This is a genomic window from Caballeronia sp. LZ029 (genome assembly GCF_031451275.1).
In the GTDB taxonomy this organism is placed as follows: domain Bacteria; phylum Pseudomonadota; class Gammaproteobacteria; order Burkholderiales; family Burkholderiaceae; genus Caballeronia; species Caballeronia jiangsuensis.
Genome location: NZ_JARUXO010000001.1, coordinates 1,330,997 through 1,352,932, shown reverse-complemented (window position 1 = coordinate 1,352,932; position 21,936 = coordinate 1,330,997). Strand labels below are relative to the sequence as shown.

28 protein-coding genes and 1 tRNA gene are annotated in these 21,936 nt (G+C 63.8%); 15 read left to right on the top strand and 14 right to left on the bottom strand.

Features of this window, described 5'->3' with window-relative positions; translation table 11 throughout:
• Positions 1-10: 10 nt before the first annotated feature.
• The gene (locus tag QCE73_RS06485) at positions 11-1,045 is read right to left on the bottom strand and encodes a sulfate ABC transporter substrate-binding protein (RefSeq protein ID WP_187604831.1); all 1,035 of its coding nucleotides are present in this window, start codon (positions 1,043-1,045) and stop codon (positions 11-13) included.
• Positions 1,046-1,304: 259 nt separating this feature from the next.
• On the opposite strand from QCE73_RS06485, the gene lexA reads away from it, so the two are divergent.
• From lexA to QCE73_RS06470, 3 genes are all read left to right on the top strand, one after another.
• Complete coding sequence (lexA, locus tag QCE73_RS06480) at positions 1,305-1,982, top strand: transcriptional repressor LexA (protein WP_035498780.1); 678 nt, start codon at positions 1,305-1,307, stop codon at positions 1,980-1,982.
• 216 nt (positions 1,983-2,198) lie between these two features.
• Positions 2,199-2,525, top strand: coding sequence for a hypothetical protein (locus tag QCE73_RS06475; protein ID WP_035498782.1), 327 nt, complete (start codon positions 2,199-2,201; stop codon positions 2,523-2,525).
• Positions 2,526-2,614: 89 nt separating this feature from the next.
• A complete protein-coding gene (locus QCE73_RS06470; RefSeq protein WP_309880300.1) occupies positions 2,615-3,214 on the top strand; it encodes a DUF2939 domain-containing protein in 600 nt (199 codons plus the stop codon).
• A 17-nt stretch (positions 3,215-3,231) separates the two neighbouring features.
• On the opposite strand, the gene QCE73_RS06465 is transcribed toward QCE73_RS06470, so the two are convergent.
• Positions 3,232-3,741 (bottom strand): universal stress protein, encoded by a 510-nt coding sequence (locus QCE73_RS06465; RefSeq protein ID WP_035498786.1) that lies wholly within the window; start codon positions 3,739-3,741, stop codon positions 3,232-3,234.
• A gap of 299 nt (positions 3,742-4,040) precedes the next feature.
• Here QCE73_RS06465 and nodI point away from each other — a divergent pair, with 299 nt between their 5' ends.
• Complete coding sequence (gene nodI / locus QCE73_RS06460) at positions 4,041-4,988, top strand: nodulation factor ABC transporter ATP-binding protein NodI (protein WP_309880299.1); 948 nt, start codon at positions 4,041-4,043, stop codon at positions 4,986-4,988.
• A 4-nt stretch (positions 4,989-4,992) separates the two neighbouring features.
• Complete coding sequence (locus tag QCE73_RS06455; protein WP_309880297.1) at positions 4,993-5,838, top strand: ABC transporter permease; 846 nt, start codon at positions 4,993-4,995, stop codon at positions 5,836-5,838.
• A 58-nt stretch (positions 5,839-5,896) separates the two neighbouring features.
• On the opposite strand, the gene gnd is transcribed toward QCE73_RS06455, so the two are convergent.
• From gnd to QCE73_RS06440, 3 genes are all read right to left on the bottom strand, one after another.
• A complete protein-coding gene (gene gnd, locus QCE73_RS06450) occupies positions 5,897-6,877 on the bottom strand; it encodes a phosphogluconate dehydrogenase (NAD(+)-dependent, decarboxylating) (RefSeq protein ID WP_309880295.1) in 981 nt (326 codons plus the stop codon).
• A 6-nt stretch (positions 6,878-6,883) separates the two neighbouring features.
• Positions 6,884-8,977: a transketolase gene (gene tkt, locus QCE73_RS06445; protein ID WP_309880294.1), complete on the bottom strand. Its 2,094-nt coding sequence runs from the start codon at positions 8,975-8,977 to the stop codon at positions 6,884-6,886.
• 272 nt (positions 8,978-9,249) lie between these two features.
• Positions 9,250-10,302 (bottom strand): NADP(H)-dependent aldo-keto reductase, encoded by a 1,053-nt coding sequence (locus tag QCE73_RS06440; RefSeq protein ID WP_309880292.1) that lies wholly within the window; start codon positions 10,300-10,302, stop codon positions 9,250-9,252.
• A gap of 166 nt (positions 10,303-10,468) precedes the next feature.
• Between QCE73_RS06440 and QCE73_RS06435 the strand changes: the two genes are divergently transcribed.
• Complete coding sequence (locus QCE73_RS06435) at positions 10,469-11,893, top strand: MFS transporter (protein WP_309880291.1); 1,425 nt, start codon at positions 10,469-10,471, stop codon at positions 11,891-11,893.
• A gap of 5 nt (positions 11,894-11,898) precedes the next feature.
• Here the strand turns inward: QCE73_RS06435 and QCE73_RS06430 are convergent, their stop codons facing one another.
• Entirely contained in the window at positions 11,899-12,189 is a 291-nt protein-coding gene (locus QCE73_RS06430) for an XRE family transcriptional regulator (RefSeq protein ID WP_035498796.1), read from the bottom strand.
• A complete protein-coding gene (locus QCE73_RS06425) occupies positions 12,164-12,538 on the bottom strand; it encodes a type II toxin-antitoxin system RelE/ParE family toxin (RefSeq protein WP_309880290.1) in 375 nt (124 codons plus the stop codon). Before QCE73_RS06425 ends, QCE73_RS06430 begins: the two co-directional genes overlap by 26 nt.
• 197 nt (positions 12,539-12,735) lie before the next feature.
• On the opposite strand from QCE73_RS06425, the gene QCE73_RS06420 reads away from it, so the two are divergent.
• From QCE73_RS06420 to QCE73_RS06405, 4 genes are all read left to right on the top strand, one after another.
• The gene (locus QCE73_RS06420) at positions 12,736-12,933 is read left to right on the top strand and encodes a hypothetical protein (RefSeq protein WP_187604836.1); all 198 of its coding nucleotides are present in this window, start codon (positions 12,736-12,738) and stop codon (positions 12,931-12,933) included.
• Between the two features lie 191 nt (positions 12,934-13,124).
• A complete protein-coding gene (locus tag QCE73_RS06415) occupies positions 13,125-13,514 on the top strand; it encodes a hypothetical protein (RefSeq protein WP_309880289.1) in 390 nt (129 codons plus the stop codon).
• Between the two features lie 4 nt (positions 13,515-13,518).
• Complete coding sequence (locus tag QCE73_RS06410) at positions 13,519-13,860, top strand: hypothetical protein (RefSeq protein ID WP_309880287.1); 342 nt, start codon at positions 13,519-13,521, stop codon at positions 13,858-13,860.
• A 35-nt stretch (positions 13,861-13,895) separates the two neighbouring features.
• Complete coding sequence (locus QCE73_RS06405) at positions 13,896-14,357, top strand: lytic transglycosylase domain-containing protein (RefSeq protein WP_187604839.1); 462 nt, start codon at positions 13,896-13,898, stop codon at positions 14,355-14,357.
• On the opposite strand, the gene QCE73_RS06400 is transcribed toward QCE73_RS06405, so the two are convergent.
• Both QCE73_RS06400 and QCE73_RS06395 read right to left on the bottom strand, forming a co-directional pair.
• Positions 14,323-14,676 (bottom strand): antibiotic biosynthesis monooxygenase family protein, encoded by a 354-nt coding sequence (locus tag QCE73_RS06400; RefSeq protein ID WP_309880284.1) that lies wholly within the window; start codon positions 14,674-14,676, stop codon positions 14,323-14,325. The two genes, QCE73_RS06405 and QCE73_RS06400, sit on opposite strands and share 35 nt — an antisense overlap.
• A gap of 50 nt (positions 14,677-14,726) precedes the next feature.
• Positions 14,727-15,464, bottom strand: coding sequence for an SDR family oxidoreductase (locus QCE73_RS06395; RefSeq protein WP_309880283.1), 738 nt, complete (start codon positions 15,462-15,464; stop codon positions 14,727-14,729).
• Between the two features lie 210 nt (positions 15,465-15,674).
• Between QCE73_RS06395 and QCE73_RS06390 the strand changes: the two genes are divergently transcribed.
• Positions 15,675-16,706, top strand: a complete 1,032-nt coding sequence (locus QCE73_RS06390; RefSeq protein WP_309880282.1) for a methyltransferase — start codon at positions 15,675-15,677, stop codon at positions 16,704-16,706.
• A gap of 30 nt (positions 16,707-16,736) precedes the next feature.
• Here the strand turns inward: QCE73_RS06390 and QCE73_RS06385 are convergent, their stop codons facing one another.
• The 3 genes from QCE73_RS06385 to QCE73_RS06375 all read right to left on the bottom strand — a co-directional run bounded on the left by QCE73_RS06385 (position 16,737) and on the right by QCE73_RS06375 (position 17,784).
• The gene (locus tag QCE73_RS06385; RefSeq protein ID WP_035498948.1) at positions 16,737-16,940 is read right to left on the bottom strand and encodes a hypothetical protein; all 204 of its coding nucleotides are present in this window, start codon (positions 16,938-16,940) and stop codon (positions 16,737-16,739) included.
• 114 nt (positions 16,941-17,054) lie between these two features.
• Entirely contained in the window at positions 17,055-17,447 is a 393-nt protein-coding gene (locus tag QCE73_RS06380; RefSeq protein WP_035498808.1) for a DUF5594 family protein, read from the bottom strand.
• A 34-nt stretch (positions 17,448-17,481) separates the two neighbouring features.
• Entirely contained in the window at positions 17,482-17,784 is a 303-nt protein-coding gene (locus tag QCE73_RS06375; RefSeq protein ID WP_187604844.1) for a hypothetical protein, read from the bottom strand.
• A gap of 182 nt (positions 17,785-17,966) precedes the next feature.
• Here QCE73_RS06375 and dusA point away from each other — a divergent pair, with 182 nt between their 5' ends.
• The 4 genes from dusA to QCE73_RS06355 all read left to right on the top strand — a co-directional run bounded on the left by dusA (position 17,967) and on the right by QCE73_RS06355 (position 20,056).
• Positions 17,967-18,971 carry a tRNA dihydrouridine(20/20a) synthase DusA gene (dusA, locus tag QCE73_RS06370; RefSeq protein WP_309880279.1) on the top strand — a complete coding sequence of 335 codons (1,005 nt, stop codon included), beginning with the start codon at positions 17,967-17,969 and terminating at the stop codon, positions 18,969-18,971.
• Positions 18,972-19,088: 117 nt separating this feature from the next.
• Positions 19,089-19,164 (top strand) — tRNA-His (locus tag QCE73_RS06365).
• Positions 19,165-19,275: 111 nt separating this feature from the next.
• Positions 19,276-19,521, top strand: a complete 246-nt coding sequence (locus QCE73_RS06360) for a hypothetical protein (RefSeq protein ID WP_238293661.1) — start codon at positions 19,276-19,278, stop codon at positions 19,519-19,521.
• Between the two features lie 109 nt (positions 19,522-19,630).
• Positions 19,631-20,056 (top strand): hypothetical protein, encoded by a 426-nt coding sequence (locus QCE73_RS06355; protein ID WP_035498813.1) that lies wholly within the window; start codon positions 19,631-19,633, stop codon positions 20,054-20,056.
• 27 nt (positions 20,057-20,083) lie between these two features.
• On the opposite strand, the gene QCE73_RS06350 is transcribed toward QCE73_RS06355, so the two are convergent.
• Both QCE73_RS06350 and QCE73_RS06345 read right to left on the bottom strand, forming a co-directional pair.
• Positions 20,084-21,193, bottom strand: a complete 1,110-nt coding sequence (locus QCE73_RS06350; protein WP_187604859.1) for an enoyl-CoA hydratase/isomerase family protein — start codon at positions 21,191-21,193, stop codon at positions 20,084-20,086.
• Positions 21,190-21,891, bottom strand: coding sequence for a TetR/AcrR family transcriptional regulator (locus QCE73_RS06345; RefSeq protein ID WP_309880277.1), 702 nt, complete (start codon positions 21,889-21,891; stop codon positions 21,190-21,192). The genes QCE73_RS06350 and QCE73_RS06345 overlap by 4 nt, the downstream gene beginning before the upstream one ends.
• Positions 21,892-21,936 lie beyond the last annotated feature (45 nt).

The following is a 21,936-nucleotide window of genomic DNA, read 5'->3' as shown; positions in this document are numbered from 1 at the left end:
GCTCTTTCGCTTACTGCGGTTGATAGATCGAATCGAACACGCCGCCGTCCGCGAAATGCGTCTTCTGCGCTTTCGTCCAGCCGCCGAACGTATCGTCAATGGTGTAGAGCTTCAGCTTCGGAAACTGCTTCGTGAGTTCAGCAGGCACCTTGTCCGAACGCGGCCGATAAAAATTGCGCGCAGCGATCTGCTGTCCTTCGTCGCTGTACAGATACTTGAGATAGGCATCGGCGAGCTTGCGCGTACCGTGCTTGTCAACGACCTTGTCGACCACCGCGACCGGCGGCTCCGCGAGAATGCTCACCGACGGCACCACGATCTCGAACTTGTCCGTGCCGAACTCTTTCACCGAGAGGAACGCCTCGTTCTCCCATGCGATCAGCACATCGCCCTGGCCGCGCTGCACAAAGCTCGTCGTGGCGCCGCGCGCGCCGGAATCGAGCACGCCGGCGTTCTTGTAGAGCTTCGTCACGAAGTCCTTGGCGGTCTGGTCGTTGCCGCCCGGCTTGTGCTGCGCATACGCCCACGCCGCGAGATAGTTCCAGCGCGCGCCCCCCGAAGTCTTCGGATTCGGCGTGACGATCGACACGCCGGGCTTGGCCAGATCGTCCCAGTCCTTGATGTGCTTCGGATTGCCCTTGCGCACGAGAAACACGATCGTCGATGTGTACGGCGACGCGTTGTCCGGCAGACGCTTCTGCCAGTCCGCGTTGACGAGTCCTTTGGACGCGAGCGCATCGATGTCGTAGGCGAGCGCGAGCGTCACGACATCGGCCTGCAGACCGTCGAGCACCGCGCGCGCCTGTCCGCCCGAGCCGCCGTGCGACTGCTTGAAGGTGACCGTTTCGCCCGTGTCGGCCTTCCACTTCTTCGCGAACGCCTGATTGAAGTCCTGATACAGCTCGCGGGTCGGGTCGTAGGAGACGTTCAGAAACGACGTTTGCGCGAACGCCGACGCAGCCAGCCCGACGCCCGCCGCCGTCAGCGCCGCCGCCGCAAGCACGCGCCGCGCGCCTTTGCCCAATCCCAGTTTGATGCTTTGCATTCCCCGTTCTCCGTCTTATCGAATTGACGGAATCAGTCTATCGAGGCGTCTATATGATTAGAAATAATCGTTATTCACTTTTTTATACGTAAAACTGCTAAGAAGCATATTCCTGGACGGAAGAAGCGACGGCGGCGGCGAACCGCCTCCTCGGCTGCGGCGGGCGGGCGAACTTAAAGTAAAGCTTGAAAAGCGCAAAATACTGTATAAAAATACAGCTAACTGTCCATCCATACAGTGCACCCAGGGGCCAGAGCCTGTGACCAAGACATCAAAACTTACCGCGCGCCAGCAGCAGGTCTTCGAACTGATCCAGCGCGCGATCGACCGCACGGGCTTTCCGCCGACGCGCGCCGAGATCGCGGCGGAACTCGGCTTCAGCTCGGCGAATTCGGCCGAGGAGCACTTGCGGGCGCTGGCGCGCAAGGGCGTGATCGAACTGGCGGCGGGCTCGTCGCGCGGCATCCGGCTGCTCGGCGACGCCTCGCGCATCGATCGCTCGGAAGAACTGCCGCATCAGTTCACGCTGCCGCATCAGAGCATCATGCAACTGTCGCTGCCGCTCGTCGGGCGCGTCGCGGCAGGTAGCCCGATCCTCGCGCAGGAACACATCTCGCAGCATTACGCTTGCGATCCCGCGCTCTTCTCCAGCAAGCCGGACTATCTGCTGAAAGTGCGCGGCCTGTCGATGCGCGACGCCGGCATTCTCGACGGCGACCTGCTCGCCGTGCAGAAGCGCACCGAGGCGAAGGACGGGCAGATCGTCGTCGCGCGTCTGGGCGACGACGTCACGGTCAAACGCTGGAAACGCCGTCCGGACGGGGTCGAGCTGATCGCCGAGAATCCGGACTACGAGAACATTTTCGTGCGCTCCGGCAGCGGCGATTTCGCGCTGGAAGGCATCGCGGTTGGCCTGATTCGTTCTGGCGAGTTCTGAAGTCTCCGCCCGGCAAGGGCGGGAGGCGAAAACCGCGGGCAAATCGTTCGCTCACGTTCAGAAAGAGATAAGAATGGGACAAGAAATGTCCCATTGACATCGCAAGATAGCCTCACCAACCGCTTTAACGCTCAGTCGAGGCGGCTCAAACACAACAAGCATGACGGCCGCCGTGCGCGGTGCGCCGCGGTGCGTCCTATCGTCTGGAGAGTCATCATGGAACGTTTTGCCCGTCTGCTGCCCTTCCGTCAATTTGGCCGCCTGCGCCATCTGCGCACGCTGATCGCATGCGGCACGCCGCACGCCGAAACCGCCCCCGACCTCTTCGACGACATGCCCGCGCTGCCGTCCCGCCAGCCTGCTTTCGCACGCGTGTCGTTGAGCAGCACGGTGCACGCGGAGCCGGAACAGCGCGCGCCGGTGCGCGTGTATCGCGGGCAATCGCGCGTGATTCTGGTGGGCAAGATCGACGAAGTGTCGCGCATGATCGACCGGTGCATCGCGGAGGAAGACGCGGGGCTCGCCGGCGGCATCCTCGCTTGAATCGGGGCGGAACGTGAATTCACGGGATTTATCGCGCGCCGGCGTGGTCAATCCCGGATTCACGTTTTGCAAAGAGGCTTCGTCGTCGCATGTCCCGCACTACCCGCTCTGTCGCTACCGCGTTCGTCGTCCTGATTCTCGTCGCGGCGCTCGCTTTTATTTACGCGTCACCTTATATCGCGCTGAATCGAGTGAAACGCGCGGCCGATGCGCGCGACGCGCAGACCGTCAACCAGTACGTGGATTTTCCCGCGCTGCGCGCGAGCCTCAAGGAACAGGTCGGCGCGCTGCTCACGCGCCGCGTCGATATTCAAAAGAGCGGCAATCCGCTCGCAATCATCGGGGCGATGATCGGCGCGGCGCTCGTCGGTCCTCTCGTCGATTCATATGCGACACCGGACGGCGTCGCGGCGATTCTCAACGGCATTCCGCCGCGCGGCGATCCGGGCGAGCAACCGCCGCAGGCCGGAAACGGTTCACCGGCAACGCCGTCGAACGCGCCGGCCTCGGGCGTCACGGCCGCGCAGCAGGCGCCCAAGGAACCGCCGCAGACCACCGCCGGTTATCGAAGCCTGAACACGTTCGTCGTCACGTATCAGCACGGCGCCGGCGATGCGCGTTACTCGGCGATCTTTCACCGCTACGGCCTCGTGTCATGGAAGCTCGTCGCGGTCGATCTCAACGGCTGACGATCAGGCGCCGGCTTTCAGGCGCCGGCTTCGGCCTTGACAGGCTTGGCCGCGTAGGCCGCTTCGTCTTCCGCCTCCGCCGATTCACCCGCCTGACACACGGCCACGAGAATGCTGCACTTCACGCGGTCGAGCAAGGGCGTGTTGCCCGCGCCCATCCACCAGCGCGCGAGACCGTTGCGGCAGCGATGCCCGACCACGACGAGATCGACCTGAAGGCTTTCGGCAAGCGCGGCGATCTCGTCGATCGGATGCCCGAACGCGAAGTGTCCCTGCGCCTGAAGACCGCGTTCGCGCAGCCATTCGACACCTTCCTGCAGAATGTCGCGCGCGGCCTCTTCGAAGCGTCCGCAGGCCATATCGGTTAGCAGTCCGGCGCTCTGCGCGATGCTCGAGCGCATGTCCACCACCGCGAGGACGTGCGTTTCGGCATTCAGATCCAGCGCGAGATTCGCGCCTTGCCGCAATGCCTTGCGACCTTCTCTGGAGCCGTCATAGCAGAGCAGGATTTTTCGGTAGCTTTCCATCATGACCTCCCTGGCCAACATTTACCCGCGGCGTTGCTTCATCATCGTGCGTCGCCCTTTGGGTGACAACGCTGGAAAACGCTTACCGACGCGAACATGCTAGCTCGCACCGTGCCAGAACTCCGAACACGCCGACGGACAAGCCTCTGGCACTTTCGGCCGGAACCGGTTCGGCGCCCGTCGCACAGGTTTGACACGCGCTCGCCGCACGCGGTTGCACGCCAGGCATCGCCTTGGTGCAATGGATTACACTAGCCCGCTGGATTTCCCCTACGCGATTTTTCCTGCGTCACGAATGCATGACTGATCAAACATCACGCGAGTCCGATGAAAGCGGCGCGCCCGCCATCGAGTTCAGCGAAGTAAGGAAGCACTACGGTGAGCGCACCGTGGTCGATGGTCTGTCGTTCGATGTGCGACCCGGCGAATGCTTCGGACTGCTCGGCCCGAACGGCGCGGGCAAGACGACGACGCTCAAGATGCTGCTCGGCATCACCTCGCCCGATAGCGGTGCGATCCGTCTAGTCGGCGAGCCGGTGCCCGCGCGCGCCCGTTTCGCGCGCGAACGCGTGGGCGTCGTGCCGCAATTCGACAATCTCGATCCCGATTTCACAGTGCGCGAAAACCTGACTGTGTTCGGCCGCTACTTCGGTCTCACCGGCGCGCGCATGGATGCGCTCGTGCCTTCGCTGCTGGAGTTCGCGCGCCTGGAGAGCAAGGCCGATGCGCGCGTCGGCGAACTGTCGGGCGGCATGAAGCGGCGTCTCACGCTCGCGCGCGCGCTCGTCAACGATCCCGATGTCCTCGTGATGGACGAACCCACCACCGGACTCGATCCGCAAGCGCGGCATATGATCTGGGAGCGCCTGCGTTCGCTTCTCGCGCGCGGCAAGACCATCCTTCTGACGACGCATTTCATGGAAGAAGCCGAACGTCTGTGTGATCGTCTCTGTGTGATCGAGGAAGGCCGCAAGATTGCCGAGGGACGGCCGCGCGATCTCATCGAATCGGTGATCGGCTCGGATGTGATCGAGATCTACGGGCCCGATCCGCAGGCGCTCGCGGCGGAGCTCGAGCCGTTCGTCTCGCGCATGGAAGTGAGCGGCGAAACGCTCTTTTGCTATGTCGACGATCCGCAGCCCGTGCATGCGCGCGTGAAAGGCCGCGCGGACGTGCGCTATCTGCATCGTCCGGCGAATCTCGAAGATGTTTTCCTGCGTCTCACGGGACGTGAGATGGTGGACTGAATCAATGGATACGCTCGAACAATCCCGCATCGGACGAAAACGCCAGTCGAAGCACGCGGAGAATTTCACGCCGCTATCCAGCGCGCTGCCCGCCAACGCAACGCACTGGATGTCGGTGTGGCGGCGCAACTATCTCGTCTGGAAGAAGCTCGCGATCGCCTCGATGATCGGCAATCTCGCCGACCCGATGATCTATCTCTTCGGTCTGGGGCTGGGTCTCGGGCTGATGGTCGGGCATGTCGACGGCGTGTCGTATATCGCGTTTCTCGCGGCGGGCACGGCGGCATCGAGCGTGATGATGTCCGCGAGTTTCGAGGCGATGTACTCGGGCTTCTCGCGCATGCACGTGCAGCGCACATGGGAAGCGATCATGCATACGCCGCTCACGCTCGGCGACATCGTGCTCGGCGAGATCGTATGGTCCGCGAGCAAGTCGGTGCTGTCGGGCGTCGCGATCATGATCGTCGCGGGCGCGCTCGGCTATGCCAGTTTTCCGTCGATGCTGATCGCGCTGCCCGTCATCGTGCTGACGGGACTCGCGTTCGCCAGCACGGCGATGGTCATCACCGCGCTCGCGCCGAGCTACGATTTCTTCATGTTCTATCAGACGCTCGCGCTTACGCCGATGCTGCTGCTCTCCGGCGTGTTCTTTCCGATCGCGCAACTGCCCGCGATCGCCCGGCACGTCACGCAGGTTCTGCCGCTCTTCCATGCGGTCGAGCTGATCCGTCCGGCGATGCTCGGCCGCCCGTTCGACGGCGCCGCGCTCCATGTGCTGGTGCTTACCGCCTATGCGGTCGTGCCGTTTTTCCTGTGCGCGTGGCTGTTCCGGCGACGCATGATGAAATGAAAAACGGCGATGGACCGCTGAAGTCCATCGCCGTGCTCACATCGTCGAAGAAAAAACGCTACTTCACGGGAAACTCGTGATGGCCGCCGAAGCCGAAGCGCATCGCGGAAAGCATGCGCTCGGGGAACGATTCGGCATCGCGCGAGCGGAAGCGCGTATAAAGCGCCGCCGACAACACCTGCGCAGGCACCGCTTCCTCGATCGCCGCCTCGATGGTCCAGCGCCCTTCGCCGCTGTCCGCGACTTCCGTCGAGAAACGTTCGAGCGTTCCGTCGCTGGCGAGCGCGCCCGCGGTGAGATCGAGCAGCCACGACGACACCACGCTGCCGCGCCGCCAGACTTCGGCGATATCCGCGAGATCGAGCGTGTAGCGTTCGCCTTCAGCGAGATCCTTCGACTCCTTGTGCCTGAGAATGTGAAAGCCCTCGGCATACGCCTGCATCAGGCCATACTCGATGCCGTTGTGCACCATCTTCACGAAGTGCCCCGAGCCGACCGGCCCGCAGTGCATATAGCCATTCTCGACGCGCGCATCGCGTCCTTCGCGGCCGGGCGTCTGCGGAATGTCGCCGCGTCCGGGCGCGAGCGTCGCGAGAATCGGATCGATCCGCCGCACGATCGCGTCGTCGCCGCCGATCATCATGCAGTAGCCGCGCTCCAGTCCCCAGATGCCGCCCGACGTGCCCACATCGACGTAATGGATGCCCTTCTCGCGCAACTGCGCGGCGCGGCGGATATCGTCCTTGTAGAAGCTGTTGCCGCCGTCGATGATCACGTCATCCGCGCCGAGGATCTTGTGCAGATCGTCGAGCGTGTCTTCGGTGATCTTTCCCGCGGGCAGCATCAGCCAGACGACGCGCGGCGCACTCAGCTTCGCGACGAGATCGCCGAGATCCTTCGCGCCCGTCGCGCCTTCGCTCGCGAGCGCTTCGGTCGCTTGCGGATTGTGATCGTACGCGACGCACGTATGCCCGGCGCGCATCAGCCGCCGCCCGATGTTGCCGCCCATGCGCCCCAGTCCCACGATGCCGATCTGCATGATGATTCACTCCTTGCCGTTGGATTTCACGCGTTCGATCTGCTTCTTCGCGGCGTCGTAGACCGCTTCCGGCGTGAAGCCGAATTTCGTCTTCAGCGCTTTCAAGGGCGCCGATGCGCCGAACGTGTGCATCACGATCTGCGATCCCAGGCGGCCGACATAGCGATCCCAGCCGAGCGTCGCGGCCTGCTCGACGCAGACGCGCGCATTCACGTCCGGCGGCAGCACCGAGTCCTTGTACGCCTGATCCTGCTTCTCGAAGATGTCCCACGACGGCATCGACACGACGCGCGCCGCGATGCCTTCGCCCTTCAGCTTCTCGTAGGCTTCGACGCACAACGAGACTTCGCTGCCCGTCGCGAGCAGAAGCACTTCGGGCTTCTTACCGCCATCGGCATCGGCGAGCACGTAGGCGCCGCGCTTCACGCCATCGGCCGATGCGTACTTCTTGCGATCGAAGGTCGGCAGCGCCTGACGCGTAAGCACGATGCACGAAGGCTCCTTCGAATGCGTCAGCGCGACGCGCCACACTTCGGCCACTTCGTTGGCATCGGCGGGACGCAGCGTGCACAGACCCGGCACGCCGCGCAGCGAAGCGAGCTGCTCGATCGGCTGGTGCGTCGGACCATCTTCGCCGACGCCGATCGAATCGTGCGTGAACACGTAGATCACCGGCACTTCCATGATCGCGGAGAGGCGAATCGGCGGCTTCATGTAGTCGCTGAAGATCAGGAACGTCGATCCATACGGGCGCAACCCGGACAACGCGAGGCCGTTGCAGACCGCGCCCATGCCGTGCTCGCGGATGCCGAAGTGCAGGTTGCGTCCGCCATAGCTGTCGTGCTCGAAACTGCCCGCGCCTTCGAACTTGAGATTCGTCTTGGTCGACGGCGAGAGATCCGCCGCGCCGCCGATCAGCCAGGGAAGGCGCGGTGCGATGGCGTTCAGCACCTTGCCCGATGAATCGCGCGTCGCGATGCCTTTTGCGTCGGCTTCGAACGTCGGAATGTCGGCGTCCCAGTTGTCGGGAAGCTTCGATTCGAGCATCTGCCACGCTTCTTTCGCGAGTTCCGGATTGGCCTTCTCGTAGGCGTCGAAGCGCTGCTTCCATTCGGCATGCAGCTTCTTGCCGCGCGCGCCCATGCCGTCGGCGAAATGCTGCATCACGCCGTCCGGCACGTAGAACTGCTTGTCCTCGGGCCAGCCGTAGAACTTCTTCGCGAGCTTCACCTCTTCCTCGCCGAGCGCTTCGCCGTGCGCGCTCGACGTGTCCTGCTTGTTCGGCGCGCCCCAGCCGATGATGCTCTTCACGACGATCAGCGTCGGCTTGTCCGTGTGCGACTTCGCCTTGTTGATGGCGTCTTCGAGCGCCTGCGCGTCGTTGGCGTCGTCGACATGCAGCGTGTGCCAGTTATAGCCGTGAAAGCGCGCCTCGACGTCATCGCTATAGGCGAGATCCGTATGACCTTCGATGGTGATGCGGTTGCTGTCGTAGATCCAGATGAGATTCGAGAGCTTCAGATGCCCCGCGAGCGACGCGGCTTCGTGCGATACGCCTTCCATCATGTCGCCGTCGCCGCACAGCGCGTAGACGCGGTAATCGAAGATCGCGTCCTTGCCCTTGTTGAAGTGGGCTTCCTTCCAGCGCGCGGCCATCGCCATGCCGACGCTGTTGCCCAGACCCTGACCGAGCGGGCCGGTCGTCGTCTCGACGCCGGTCGTCATGCGGTATTCCGGGTGGCCGGGCGTCTTGCTGTCGAGCTGGCGGAAATGCTCGATGTCGTCGAGCGACACCGCGGGCTTGCCGGTCGGCTTGCCGTTCTGGTCGAACTCCTTCACGCCCGCCAGATGCAGCAGCGAGTAAAGCAGCATCGACGCATGACCGACCGACAGCACGAAGCGGTCGCGATTGGGCCAGAGCGGCGCGTCGGGATCGTAACGAAGATGGTTCTGCCAGAGATGGAACGCGACGGGCGCGAGCGCCATCGGCGTGCCGGGATGGCCGGAATTGGCCTTCTGCACGGCGTCCATCGAGAGGGTGCGGATGGTGTCGATCGTGAGGCGATCGAGATCTTTGGCCTGCGGTGTTCCTTGAGACATGAGCGACGACTCCTTTGCGAAGAGCGCGCTGTGGCGAAAGGCGCCGCAGCGGGCAACCAGGACCATCGAGCAAGTGTAGTGCCTTGTAGCCGGCACCGCACCGCGAACGTTGCGAGGGGTGCGCCGTGGGTAAAAGCGTCGGGCGCTTCGGCCCACGGCGGTATTACGAAAAGGATGCGGGCACTAAGCGCCTGCCATGCGAACGTCAATGCTGACACATTCGCGGCCAGCGCATCCGATTCTTCGACAAATGCATGACCGGACAGGGAATTTCAGGGCGCCGGATTCGGCTGTCGTTCGTGCAGCGCTTCGATTTGGGCCAGAATTTCCTCCGACAGTTCGACGTTCACGCTCTCGATGTTCTCCTTCAGTTGCGGCATCGATGTCGCGCCGATCAGCGTGCTCGTCGTAAATGGCCGCGTGTTGACGAACGCGAGCGCGAGTTGCGTCGGCGTGAGTCCGTGGCGCTTCGCCAGCTCGACGTAGGACGTGATCGCGGCGAGCGCCTGCGGCTTGCTGTAGCGCTGAAAGCGCTCGAACAGCGTGATGCGCGCGCCGACCGGACGCGCCCCGCCCTCGTACTTGCCCGACAGCCAGCCGAACGCGAGCGGCGAATACGCGAGCAGCCCGACGCCTTCCTTATGCGTGAATTCGGACAGGCCGAGCTCATACGTGCGGTTCACGAGACTGTACGGATTCTGAATGCTGACGATCTTCGGCAAACCCGCTTTCTCGGCCGCGCGCAGGAATTGCGCGACGCCCCACGGCGTTTCGTTGGACACGCCCACATGGCGGATCTTGCCCGCCTTCACGAGATCGGCCAGCGCGGCGAGCGTTTCCTCGATGGGCACCGTGTATTCATCTTCGAGATACGGATACGACGGGCGGCCGAAGGTCATCGTGCTGCGATCGGGCCAGTGCAACTGGTACAAATCGACGTAATCCGTTTGCAGACGCTTCAGACTGCCGTCGATGGCTTCGTTCAGGTTCTTGCGGTCGAACTGGTTGCCCGCGCCGCGGATATGCCGCGGATTGTGCGGCTGGCGCGCGGGCCCGGCGATCTTCGTCGCGAGCACGATGTCGCCGCGCTTCGCGGCGTTCTTCGCGAGCCACGTGCCGATGTATTCCTCGGTGCGGCCCTGCGTCTCGGGGCGCGGCGGCACCGGGTACATTTCGGCGGCATCGATCAGATTCACGCCCTGGGCCAGCGCGTAGTCGATCTGCTCGTGCGCTTCGCTTTCGGTGTTCTGCTCGCCCCAGGTCATGGTGCCGAGCCCGATCAGGCTGACGTCGAGACCCGAATCACCCAGTTTCCGAAACTTCATTGATCATTCCTCTTGTTGGCGTTGTGTTTGCGCGTTGTCGGCGCATTGTCGGAAATGCTGCTTGGCTGGTTTTCCGGCAATCGCAAAAACTACCATAGGCGCGAAAGCTCTGCTCTCGCGGCTAGAATGGCAAGCTTCCAACACGTCATGCAGGAGCGTTCGACCGATGCCGTCCGCAAGCGATCGCGACAACAAAGGCTCGTCGCTCATCGTCACGCTCGTCGCGGCGACCTTCTTCATGGAGAACCTCGACGGCACGATCATCGCGACCGCATTGCCGCAGATGGCGCGCTCGTTCAACGTGCATCCCGCCGACATGAGTCTCGGCATCACGGCGTATCTGCTGACGCTCGCCGTCTTTATCCCGATTTCCGGCTGGGCCGCCGACCGCTTCGGCCTGCGCACCGTGTTCGCGAGCGCGATCGCGGTGTTCACGGCGGCGTCCGTGTTGTGCGCCACGACCTCGACGCTGCCCGCGTTCGCCGCGGCGCGCGTGCTGCAGGGCATCGGCGGCGCGATGATGGTGCCGGTCGGCCGGCTCGCCGTGTTGCGCGCGACGCCCAAGGAAGGCCTGATGCGCGCCATCGCGATCATCACGTGGCCGGGACTCGTTGCGCCAGTGATCGGCCCGCCGCTCGGCGGTTTCATCACGACGTATTCGTCGTGGCGCTGGATCTTCTATCTGAACGTGCCGCTCGGTCTGATCGGCTTGCTGCTGACGCTGCGCTTCATCGGCAACGAGCGCGGCGACGCGACGCGGCGTTTCGACCTGCCGGGCTTCGCGCTCTGCGGCATTGCGTGCACGACGCTGCTCTACGCGATGGAACTGGTCGGCCGCAGCGACGCCGACTGGACGCTCGTTGGCGTGCTCGTCGCGGTGGGCGTGGCGGCGGGCATCGCTTCGTGGTGGCATCTGCGGCGCGCGGCGCATCCGGTCGTGGATCTGTCGGCGCTGAAGGTGAAAACCTTTGCCGTGGCGATGGGCGGCGGATCGCTCTTTCGCATCGCGATCAGCGCGGCGCCGTTTCTGTTGCCGCTGATGTTCCAGGTCGGCTTCGGCATGAACGCGTTCGAATCGGGCTTGCTCACGCTTGCCGTTTTCGCGGGCAATCTGTCGATGAAGCTCGTCACCACGCCCGTCATGCGCCAGTTCGGCTTTCGGCCGGTGCTGATCGTCAATGGCGTGCTCGCGGCGCTCTCGCTTGCCGCGATGAGCCTGCTCGCGCCGACGACGCCGAAGCTCGTGATCGTCGTCGTGCTGTTCGTGAGCGGCCTGTCGCGCTCGCTGCAGTTCACGGCGCTCAACACGCTGAGCTTCGCCGATGTGCCCAAAGCGCAGATGAGCGGCGCGTCGGCGCTGTCCAGCACGCTCTTTCAGATGACGATGGGCATCGGCGTCGCGGTCGGCGCGATCGCGTTGCGCATCGGCGAGTGGCTGCACGGTCACGATGCGCATTCGATCGGGCCGGAGGATTTCGGCGTCGCGTTTCTGATCGTCGCCTTTGTCGGGCTGGTGGGCGTGCTCGATCTGTTCGGGCTCGCGAGGGATGCGGGCGCGTTCGTTTCGGGGCATCGGAAGCCGAAGGCGTGATGGTTTTATGACGCGTTCACGAGCTCGAATCTGAACCGCTTGCCGAGCGCCGCGGCCGCGCTCGCCAGCGTCGTCAGCGTGAGACTGGTGTCGGTCTCGTCCAGCAAGCGATTGAGCGCTGAGCGACTCGTTTTCATTTTCGCCGCCATCGCAGTTTTCGTGATGTGCTGCGCCTTCATTTCCTGCTCGATTTGCCACGCGATCACTCGCTTGATCGCCGTGGCTGTGACTTCCTCGAGAATGCCTTCGTCCTGAAGGAAGTCGTCAAAGTCACTGCCGACGTGTTTCTTGGTCATGTCGCTCTCCGTCGTGAACTTCTTTCATGCGGGTTTCGGCCAGATCGAAGTCGCCCTTGGGCAACGCCTGCGATTTCTTGATGAAGCCGTGGAGCAGAACCATTTCGCCGTCTTTCACCGTGAACAACACCCGCGCGATTCGTTGATGAAGGTGGATTCGGATTTCCCACAAATGTTTGGCCAGTTTTCTGACCAGCGGCATGCCGAGCGGCCAACCGATCTGCACGGTCTTGATGTCGGCGCCAACTGCTTTCTTGTCCGGTTCATCCAGCACGCTCAACCATTCACGCACCGGTTCATTGCCTGACGACTGCCGAAAAAGCCGGACTTTCAAAACTAGATGCTGCATTTGCTAGACCCTTCTTTTTATTTCCCGCATGTGCTTGCATAGCCGAACCCTTTTTCGCAACTCGTTGAACCTTGTTGTAGTGCGCGCGTAGGTGGAATCGCGCGCTGATCGTATCGTACCAAAATTGGTACATCATGGGAATCCACGATGCACTCGAGGCCGCTAAAGTTCGCGCCCCTCAGGCCGTAATCCGCGGTATGAACTCCCACACGCTCGACTCGCTCGCTGCCCTGACCGAAACGGTCGCCGCCATCCGCCACGCGCGCGGACTGAAGAATCCCCACGATCTACCCGAAGGCTCGCCCGAGCGAGAAATCGCCGCCGACGCCTTCGCCAACGATTTCCTCCGCGCGCTCGACGCCGAGCCGAGCATCGGCGCGTGGTGGCCCATCTGATCGATCCCCGCGTCATTTCACCGTCACATCGGTAACGTCGCGGCATCGTTTGCCGCGATCCGTGCGGGGCGATTTCCCGAATCGCCGTCTTCTGAGTCAAGTCTTGCTTTTTGGCGAAACGTTTGCGCGCGGCTATCAAGTCGCGCGCCCGCGCGCCGTCAACTCGCATATCGCCATGACTCAATCAGGAGATGCCAGTGAAGTGGGCAGCATCTTTTTTTGCCATCGCCGTCGCATTCGCCGTGACCGGCTGCGCGCCGATGCCGGCGGCCAGCACGGCCCAGACCGACAAGCCGGCGGCGTCCGCCGAAATCATCCGCTTTGAGATTCCCGCTGACGCGCTCGGCGCGCGCGATCCGCAACTCACCGCGATGCTCGCGAAAGCCGGTGCGCTCGCGGCCGCGCAGAAGCAGCCGACGACCATCCTCGTCACCGCGCTCGCGCAAGACTTTCCATATCTCAACCAGGCGATCTGGAAAGGCGTCCCCGCTCGGCACACGGTCAGGCTCAGCCTCGAAAACCTGACCGCCGGCGCGCGACAGCCCTACAGCGTGTCCATCAAGCCGACGCAGGGAGGCTGACGCGATGCGCCGATTCCTGATCCTTGCCGCCGGCATCTTGTTTTCAGCGAGCGCCTTAGCCGGTCCGCTCGACGTGAGCGCGCCCGCCTCCGTGCAAACGCTCGCGGCGCTGGGCCCCGTCGTTCAGAAGGTCTATCCACCCTTGCCCACGCTCGCGATGCTGCCGCCCGCCGCCATCGAGGACGACGATCCGCCCGTCAAATCCGCGAGCAAGAAAGGCAAGAAAACGCGCCGCGTCGCCGATTGCAAATGCAGCGGTCCGGAACCGCGTCTCGTCGTGTCCGACGAATCGCGCGCGTACATGAAGGACGTCGAGCATCGCATCGATATCGCGCTCGCGCCGTAAGCGACGCGCGCCCATTTCCGAAGGAGCCACGCCTCATGTTCCGTTCGACTCATGCCGCCCTCGCCGCCTGCGTGCTGTTCGGCGCATCGCTCGCGCCGGGCGCCGCTCGCGCCGACGATTGCTTCGAGCAGGCCGCCGCGTATCAGGGCGTCAATCCGCTCGTGCTGCGCGCGGTCGCCTGGCGCGAATCGAAGGGCGATGCCGCCGCGATCAACCGCAACGCCAACGGCTCGATCGATGTCGGCCAGTTGCAGATCAATTCGATCCATTTCACCGATCTGGCGCGTCAGGGCATCCCCCATCGCGCGCTCGCCGATCCGTGCGTCAACGTGTTCGTCGCCGCATGGCTCCTGAAGCAGAAGATGGTGAAGTACGGCAACACGTGGCGCGCAATCGGCGCTTATCACTCGGAATCGCCGAAACATCGCGATGCCTACGCGCGCAGCATCCAGCAAATTCTGGTTAGCTGGGGCGAACTGCAGCCGGCGATGCGCTGAGCGCGCCGCGTTCGTAGGTTCGCACCGGCGTGAGAAATTCGATCGTCCGGTCGCGCGCGAGCAATTGCGGCAGCACGGCCTCGTAAGCCTGCCGATAAGGCCGGCCCAGATGATGCGCGCGAAAATGCTCGGCCGAGCACGCCCACGTTTCGTACAGCACGAGCGTATCCGGATCGTCCGCCGCGCGATGCAGATACGTGTTGATGAAGTCCGGCTCGTCGGACATGCGTTCCAGCACGTCGAGAAGACGCGTTTCGAGTTCATCGCGATGCTCCGGCTTGCCCGGCAGATGCACGACGAACGAAGTGATGTCACTCATGATGAATCCCTCGCGGAGCACGGGCCGCGCGTGCGGCCCGCGCGGTTGGCTTAGAGCTGGCTCATGCCGCCGTCGATGATGATCTCCGTGCCGACGATGAAGCCCGATTCCGGCGATGCCAGATGCAGCACCGTCGCCGCCACTTCGCTCGACTTGCCGAAGCGTCCGAGCGGAATCTGGCTCTGAAGTTGCGCGGCGGCTTCGTCGACGAGGCCGAGTTTTTCATGCAGCGGCGTCGAGACCGGGCCGGGGCTCACGACATTCACGCGCGCGCCACGCGGCAGCAATTCCGCCGACAGCGTCTTCGCGAGCGACACGAGCGCCGCCTTGCTGGCCGCGTACACCGAGGACATCGGCATGCCGATATGCGCGTTGATCGAACCGTTCAGCACGATCGATGCGCCTTCGTTCAGTAGCGGCAGCAGCGATTGAATCTGGAAGTAAGGCCCTTTCACGTTGATCGCGAAGGTTTCGTCCCACGCCTTTTCGTCGATATCGGCGAACGGCGCGAACGTGCCGACGCCCGCGTTGACGAAGATCGCATCGAGGCGGATGTTCGCATCGACGAGCGCCTGCGCGAGTTCACGCGCCGCGCCGACCGTGCCGGCGACGTTGCGAATGGCGATCGCGTTCGCGCCCAGCGACGCGCGCGCCGTGGCGAGCGAGCTTTCGTCGCGACCCGTGATGACGACCCGCGCGCCTTCCGCCGCAAATGCCTGCGCCGCCGCGAGACCGATGCCGCTGTTGCCGCCGGTAACCAGAACTGTCTTGCCTTCGAAGCGATTCATGACGTTCTCCTTTGAACGTTGATCAGTGTGAAGTCATTATGGGCGGGACTTCGCGCGCTGCCGTACGACGTGATCGGCGCACTCGTTCGATATCATCGAACATGTTTTCGTCTGCGTGATACGGCCCACATAACTCCTTGAACCGGACGCGAACCGATCCTAGAGTACGCAGACCTTTCCAGTCTGCTTTCAGCTTCAGGGAGCCGCATCATGCAAGACGCGCAAGGCAGTATGAACGCACAGCCGAATCCCGAGCGCTTGCTGCAAATGGGCATGGCGTTCTGGGCGTCGAAAACGCTGCTGTCGGCGGTCGAACTCGGCGTGTTCACACAACTGGCGAGCGGACCGCGAACCGCGCAAGACCTGGCGCAGGCGCTCGAACTGCATCCGCGCGGCGCGCTGGATTTTCTCGATACGCTCGTCGCGCTCAATCTGCTTACGCGCGAGGATGGCCGCTACGCGAACGCGAGCGACGCCGATTTCTTCCTCGATCGCGACAAGCCTTCATATGTCGGCGGATTGCTGGAGATGGCGAACGCGCGGCTGTACCCGTTCTGGGGATCATTGACGGAGGCGCTGCGCACCGGCTTGCCGCAGAACGAATCGAAGCACGGCGGCAATGTCTTCGAGACGCTATACAGCGACCCGGCGCGCCTCCGCGGTTTCCTGCAGGCGATGAGCGGCGTGAGCATGGGCGCGGCGCAGGCGATCGCCCGCCAGTTTCCGTGGAGCGAGTACCGGACGTTCATCGATATCGGCGCGGCGCAAGGCGCGCTGCCGGTGCAGATCGCGCGGGCGCATCCGCATTTGACGGGAGGCGGCTTCGATCTGCCGGTGGTCGGGCCCATTTTCAACGACTATGTCGCGGCGCACGGACTGCAGGACCGGGTGCGCTTTTATCCCGGCGATTTTTTCAAGGACCCGTGCCCGTCGGCGGATGTGCTCGTGATGGGTCACATCCTGCATGACTGGAACCTGCCGCAGAAGCTCGAACTGCTCGCGAAGTGCCATGCGGCGCTGCCGCCGGGCGGCGTGCTCATCGTGTACGACGCGATCATCGACGACGAACGCCGTCAGAATGCGTTCGGCCTTCTGATGAGCCTCAACATGCTGATCGAAACGCCGGGCGGCTTCGATTACACCGGCGCGCAATGCTGCGCCTGGATGAAGGAAGCGGGGTTCGCAACGGCGCGCGTCGAGCCTCTGACGGGACCGGAGTCGATGGTGATCGCGACGAAGTGAATCGTCGCGGGCCGCGCGCGCGAGGCTTCGTCAGCGGTCGTTCGACATCCCTTTCAGGCGATCATTGCCTGCGTCGCGGGCGGCGTCGGCGGTGGCGAAATTTTCTTCGGAGACCAGCACGCGCTTCACCTCGCGCGCCGAAAAATCGACGAGCGCAAGGACCCACACAAAACCGCCCGCCTGTTCCGCGGTCTGCACGAATGCGCGCAGATCGCCTTCATTCGACGATGCCATACCGACCTCCACGTTCATGTTGATGCGCCCTGCCGATGCCACGCAATGCGTGAGCACCGGCGATGCGATGCGTCGGCTGAACGGGCGCTAACGGGCGGCAGCCGGCCGCCGTGATCAGGCTTCGAAATCGAGACCGCCGAAGAGCACCGACGGCTCTGCCTGGGAGCGCGTCGCGAGATCGACGTCGCGTGCGCCCTGCCAGGCGTCGAGCTTGGCGGCCATCGCGTCGAGATATCGCAGGAATCGGGCCTCGCCGCCCGCGCCCAACAGACGTTCGATTTCTTCGTCGTCCCAGGTCAGAAATACATTCAGCGGATATGGATAGACGTGCCGATGCTCATCGCCCGCTCGATGCGCATCGGCGTTGACATGCAGACGCGTCGGCACGGCTGCGCGCTCGTAGGGAAGTATCTCGACGCGCACGCCGCGCCCGAGGACACGCATCACACGCTCGACGATGCGCGGCATGAACTCGGTTTCGAACCGCAGCGCGTGTTCCCGATTCAACGCTCGTCTCCGCGAGTGCGCCTTTGCGATGCCTTCAGACGGGCGGCAGATCTTCGAGCGATTTCTCGATCTGCCCGTCCTGCACGCGCGCCTCGATGCCGATATGCCCGTTCGTATATGGCAGCGCGCTGACTTTCGGACCGAGGAAGACGCGGCCGCCGAGTGTGAAGAGCGTGCGGACTTCCTTGCCGTTTTTGAGGGCGTCCACGACCTGCTGGACGTCCACGATGGTGGTGGGCGCGGTCCAGTCGTTCGTGGCCGGATCGAAACTGCCCCAGCGCACGTTGGTCACGCGATCGTTGACCCAGCGCACACCGTCGATCGCCAAAGTCGTCATGTCTGTCTCCGATGTCGTCGTTGGGGGTGGTTTGGAAATCCTAGCATGGTGAAGCGAAGCGGGTGAACGTTTGCGCCACCCGACGCGATCGGACCGGACGACCGATCCGCCGCGCTGCGGTAAAATCGCGGATTCCCCTTCAGATTCAGGCGGTTCGCACGAAAGCGCGGCCGTCGTCGCCCATGTCAGCCGTATCGAAGATCAGCCCCCGCCGCGTTTCCGTTGCACCGATGATGGACTGGACCGACCGACACTGCCGGTCCCTGCACCGGCTCGTGTCGCGTCATGCGTGGCTCTACACGGAGATGGTGACGACGGGCGCGCTGCTCTACGGCGATGTCGCGCGGCATCTCGCGTTCACGCCCGCCGAAGCGCCCGTCGCGCTGCAGCTCGGCGGCAGCGAGCCGGCCGATCTCGCGAAGAGCGCGAAGCTCGGCGAACAATGGGGCTACGACGAGATCAACCTGAATTGCGGATGCCCTTCCGAGCGCGTGCAGCGCGGTGCTTTCGGCGCGTGCCTGATGAATGAGCCGCAGCTCGTCGCGGATTGCGTGAAGGCGATGCGCGATGCCGTGTCGGTTCCGGTGACGGTCAAGCATCGCATCGGCGTGGATACGGTCGAGGAGTACGAGTTCGTGCGCGATTTCGTCGGCACGATCGCCGATGCGGGCTGCGAGGTGTTCATCGTGCACGCGCGCAACGCGATCCTCAAGGGCCTGAGCCCCAAGGAGAACCGCGAGATTCCGCCGCTCAAGTACGAGTACGCGTATCGGTTGAAGCGCGACTTCCCGCATCTGGAGATTTCGATCAACGGCGGCATCAAGACGCTGGACGAAGTCGAGGAACATCTGAAGCACGTCGATGGCGTGATGCTCGGCCGCGAGGCTTATCACAATCCGTACGTGCTCGCGGGCGTCGACACACGCTTCTATGGCGGCGCTACGCCGGTTCCGTCGCGCGAGGACATCGAGGCGGGGTTCATCGACTACGCGCGCCACGAACTTTCGCGCGGCACGTATCTCGGCGCCATGACGCGGCACGCGCTGGGCCTGTATCGCGGCGTCGCGGGCGCGCGCGGATGGCGTCGCGTGCTCTCCGACAATCGCCGGCTCGCGAAAGGCGATCTGACGATTTTCGACGAGGCGCGTGCGCATCTTCGCGAGGCCGTGGAAGCGATCGAATCCTAAGGCGTGCCCTTCGGAAAAAGATGCTCGAAGGGACTAGGCAAGTGCAATCATTGTTCGTATAATCTCGCTTCTTGATTGCTACGGCAGTTCTGAAGCAGTCAGGACGCGGTAACAGTGGTGGCTGTAGCTCAGTTGGTAGAGTCCAGGATTGTGATTCCTGTCGTCGTGGGTTCGAGTCCCATCAGCCACCCCACCGAGAATTCATGCAAAAAGCCCAGTCATCCGACTGGGCTTTTTGCATTCTCGACACCGACTCAGGCACGCGTCATGCACATCGAAGATCTCCCCTTCGCGGAGAGCGATCATGACCCGGCATCACCTCGCGACAGCCGCCCTTCTACTCCTCACGACCTTCGCGGCCCACGCCCAGACCGCGCGCCCCGACGATAGCGCATCGATGGTCAAGCCGCCGGGCGCACCCGGCGCGCCATCCGCGAGCGCCACGCGCCCCGACAATCCCGACAACATGCCGGTGAAGCGTCCGAATCCGCCGCAGAACAGCGATCGCATGCTGCATCACAGCCCCGCGAGCGACGCGATCGCAAAATAACCCGCGAAGGACCCGGACCCCGCCTGGAAGCACGCGCGACGCAACTATAATGGCGCTCGTCACGACAATCGGAGAGAACCGCGCCCTCCGGCTCCAAGCGGTCCAATCAATGCAAAAAGTCATACTGCCGTTAGTTTCCGGTTTCCTCGCCGCGCTCTTTTTCCGCGAATCGACCCTGGCGCTGCTGCACGCAGCGGGTCTCGTCGATCCAGCCGGCTTTTCCACCGCACCGTTCGTTCCGCTCGGCATCCCCGAATTCATCGCGCATGCGCTGTGGAGCTCTATTTTCGCCGTGCTGATGGTGTGGCTGCTGCGTGTCGCGCCCGAGCGCAACGCGCCCTGGATCGGCGCGCTCGTCTTCGGCGGCATCGTGCTGACCGCGGTCGGCGTATTTGTGATCGATCCGGCGCGCGGCATCTGGCCGAGCGGCAACATGCTGCCGCGCCTCGCGCCCAACTTCATCGCCAACGCGATCTGGGGCTGGGGCGCACTCGTGTTCATGCGCGCATTCATGGCCGGCAGCGAACCGGACTGATCCGGCGTCGAAATCTCCCGCGCGGGATCAGTCCTTCAAGAGCCGCAGCGGATGCAACGCGGGCGTCCACGCGCTCTCGAACATGCGGTCGATATCGGCGGCATTCACATCCTCGGCGCGTGCGATCTTCCAGCGCGGCTCGTTGTCCTTGTCGACGATACGCGCCCGGATGCCCTCCAGCACATCGCCGCGCTCGAACATCGTGCGCGTGAGATCGAGGTCGCGGCGCAGCGTCTCGGCCATCGTCGAGAACTTCGCGCGATCGACTTGCTGCAGCGCTACATCGACGGAAAGCGGCGAGCGCTCGCGCAAGTCGGCTGCCGTGCGCTTCGCCCAGTCGTTGCCTGCGTCCGCCTCGCGTTCGAGCGACGCGAGAATCGACGCGCCGTTGCCCGCCGCGAAGTGCTTGTCGATCATCGTGCGCGCCAAGGCGAGCTCGCTTCTCTCGGGGATCGGCGCAACCTTGTACTTCGTCGTTTCGTTCTGCACGAAGCGCACGATTTCCACGCCATCGAGAAAGCGCTGATGCCTGAGCGATTCGACGAGTCCGGGCAGCGCGCCATCGTCGAGATAGGCGTCGGCCATGCGGGCGTAGAGCGCATCGGCGGCGGCGAGGCTCGCGCCCGTCGCCGCGAGATAACGGCCGATCGCGCCCGGCGCGCGCGCGAGAAACCAGCTCACGCCGACATCGGGAAAGAGGCCGATACGCGTCTCGGGCATCGCCATCTTCGTCGATTGCGTGACGATGCGCAGGCCGCCCGTGTGATGCGCGCCCTGCGAGATGCCCATGCCACCGCCCATCACGACGCCGTTCACGACCGCGATATACGGTTTCGGAAACGTGAAGATCGCGTGATTGAGCTTGTATTCGTCGGTGAAGAACGCGTCGATCGCGTCGCGCGCGCCCGCCTGCGCGGACTCGTACAGAAAGCGGATATCGCCGCCCGCGCAGAACGCCCGCACGTGCGGGCTATAGACGACGACCGCGCGGATCGCCTGATCGTGGCGCCACGCGCGCAATGCCTCGCTGATCGCGCGCAGCATCGGCGGCGTCAGCGCGTTGAGTGCCTTCGGACGATCGAGTGCAATGAAGCCGATGCCGTTGGCGGTGTCGATACGGATGTCTTCGGTGGTCATCGTGTTGAAGTGTCGGATCGATCCGGTGAGTTGAATCGAGTTTCGGTTCCCCGAGGTTCAGTTCCGTTGACCGGCGCGTACCACACGTCGAGCGACAACTCGACGAGCGTCGCGGCCGGTGTCTCGGGCAACGCCGCGCCATTGAGCTTCAGCGCGACGATGCCATGCAGATTCGCCCACAGCCCTTCCGCGCACGCAATCGGCGCGGCGCGCGGCGGCAGCCGGTCGGCCGCGCGCAACTCGACGAACGCATCCGCGATCAGCGAAAGCGTCGCCGCACCGGACTCCGCCGCGTGGCCGTTGCCGTTGTCATCGGCATCGGCGGGGGCATCGGCGGAACCCGCGGGCTCCATGAACATCAGCCGATACGTCTCGGGCTCGGCCAGCCCGAATTCGACATACGCGCGGCCCATCGCGTTCAAACGCGCGGCCGGGTCCGCGATCGACGTATGCGCGACGAACGCGTCGCGCAGACTCGCGTGCCCTTCGCGGCGCAACGCCCGCGCGATATCGCCACGGCTCTTGAAATGAAGGTACAGCGCGGCGGGCGAATAATCGATCGCTTCGGCGAGCTTTCTCATCGAGAGCGATGCGAAGCCCTCGCGCTTCACGATCTCGCGCGACACTTCGAGTATGCGCTCGCGCAGCGCCTGGCGCTGTTCGCGTCTTTGCTCGGTGCGCCGCTCTTGCGGTCCCATGCGAGGCATTGTCGGCACCGCCTCTGTCGAAGTCAAATCGCGGCG

Coding starts and splice junctions, on each gene's coding strand:
- QCE73_RS06345 (WP_309880277.1), bottom strand. CDS start 21,891: ATGGGACCGCAAGAGCGGCGCACCGAGCAAAGACGCGAACAGCGCCAG.
- QCE73_RS06415 (WP_309880289.1), top strand. CDS start 13,125: ATGCCAGTGAAGTGGGCAGCATCTTTTTTTGCCATCGCCGTCGCATTC.
- QCE73_RS06355 (WP_035498813.1), top strand. CDS start 19,631: ATGCAAAAAGTCATACTGCCGTTAGTTTCCGGTTTCCTCGCCGCGCTC.
- QCE73_RS06485 (WP_187604831.1), bottom strand. CDS start 1,045: ATGCAAAGCATCAAACTGGGATTGGGCAAAGGCGCGCGGCGCGTGCTT.
- QCE73_RS06405 (WP_187604839.1), top strand. CDS start 13,896: ATGTTCCGTTCGACTCATGCCGCCCTCGCCGCCTGCGTGCTGTTCGGC.
- QCE73_RS06390 (WP_309880282.1), top strand. CDS start 15,675: ATGCAAGACGCGCAAGGCAGTATGAACGCACAGCCGAATCCCGAGCGC.
- QCE73_RS06440 (WP_309880292.1), bottom strand. CDS start 10,302: ATGAAGTTTCGGAAACTGGGTGATTCGGGTCTCGACGTCAGCCTGATC.
- QCE73_RS06410 (WP_309880287.1), top strand. CDS start 13,519: ATGCGCCGATTCCTGATCCTTGCCGCCGGCATCTTGTTTTCAGCGAGC.
- nodI (WP_309880299.1), top strand. CDS start 4,041: ATGACTGATCAAACATCACGCGAGTCCGATGAAAGCGGCGCGCCCGCC.
- QCE73_RS06395 (WP_309880283.1), bottom strand. CDS start 15,464: ATGAATCGCTTCGAAGGCAAGACAGTTCTGGTTACCGGCGGCAACAGC.
- dusA (WP_309880279.1), top strand. CDS start 17,967: ATGTCAGCCGTATCGAAGATCAGCCCCCGCCGCGTTTCCGTTGCACCG.
- gnd (WP_309880295.1), bottom strand. CDS start 6,877: ATGCAGATCGGCATCGTGGGACTGGGGCGCATGGGCGGCAACATCGGG.
- QCE73_RS06350 (WP_187604859.1), bottom strand. CDS start 21,193: ATGACCACCGAAGACATCCGTATCGACACCGCCAACGGCATCGGCTTC.
- QCE73_RS06430 (WP_035498796.1), bottom strand. CDS start 12,189: ATGACCAAGAAACACGTCGGCAGTGACTTTGACGACTTCCTTCAGGAC.
- QCE73_RS06465 (WP_035498786.1), bottom strand. CDS start 3,741: ATGGAAAGCTACCGAAAAATCCTGCTCTGCTATGACGGCTCCAGAGAA.
- QCE73_RS06425 (WP_309880290.1), bottom strand. CDS start 12,538: ATGCAGCATCTAGTTTTGAAAGTCCGGCTTTTTCGGCAGTCGTCAGGC.
- QCE73_RS06435 (WP_309880291.1), top strand. CDS start 10,469: ATGCCGTCCGCAAGCGATCGCGACAACAAAGGCTCGTCGCTCATCGTC.
- QCE73_RS06360 (WP_238293661.1), top strand. CDS start 19,276: ATGACCCGGCATCACCTCGCGACAGCCGCCCTTCTACTCCTCACGACC.
- QCE73_RS06420 (WP_187604836.1), top strand. CDS start 12,736: ATGAACTCCCACACGCTCGACTCGCTCGCTGCCCTGACCGAAACGGTC.
- QCE73_RS06385 (WP_035498948.1), bottom strand. CDS start 16,940: ATGGCATCGTCGAATGAAGGCGATCTGCGCGCATTCGTGCAGACCGCG.
- QCE73_RS06375 (WP_187604844.1), bottom strand. CDS start 17,784: ATGACGACTTTGGCGATCGACGGTGTGCGCTGGGTCAACGATCGCGTG.
- QCE73_RS06475 (WP_035498782.1), top strand. CDS start 2,199: ATGGAACGTTTTGCCCGTCTGCTGCCCTTCCGTCAATTTGGCCGCCTG.
- QCE73_RS06455 (WP_309880297.1), top strand. CDS start 4,993: ATGGATACGCTCGAACAATCCCGCATCGGACGAAAACGCCAGTCGAAG.
- tkt (WP_309880294.1), bottom strand. CDS start 8,977: ATGTCTCAAGGAACACCGCAGGCCAAAGATCTCGATCGCCTCACGATC.
- QCE73_RS06470 (WP_309880300.1), top strand. CDS start 2,615: ATGTCCCGCACTACCCGCTCTGTCGCTACCGCGTTCGTCGTCCTGATT.
- QCE73_RS06400 (WP_309880284.1), bottom strand. CDS start 14,676: ATGAGTGACATCACTTCGTTCGTCGTGCATCTGCCGGGCAAGCCGGAG.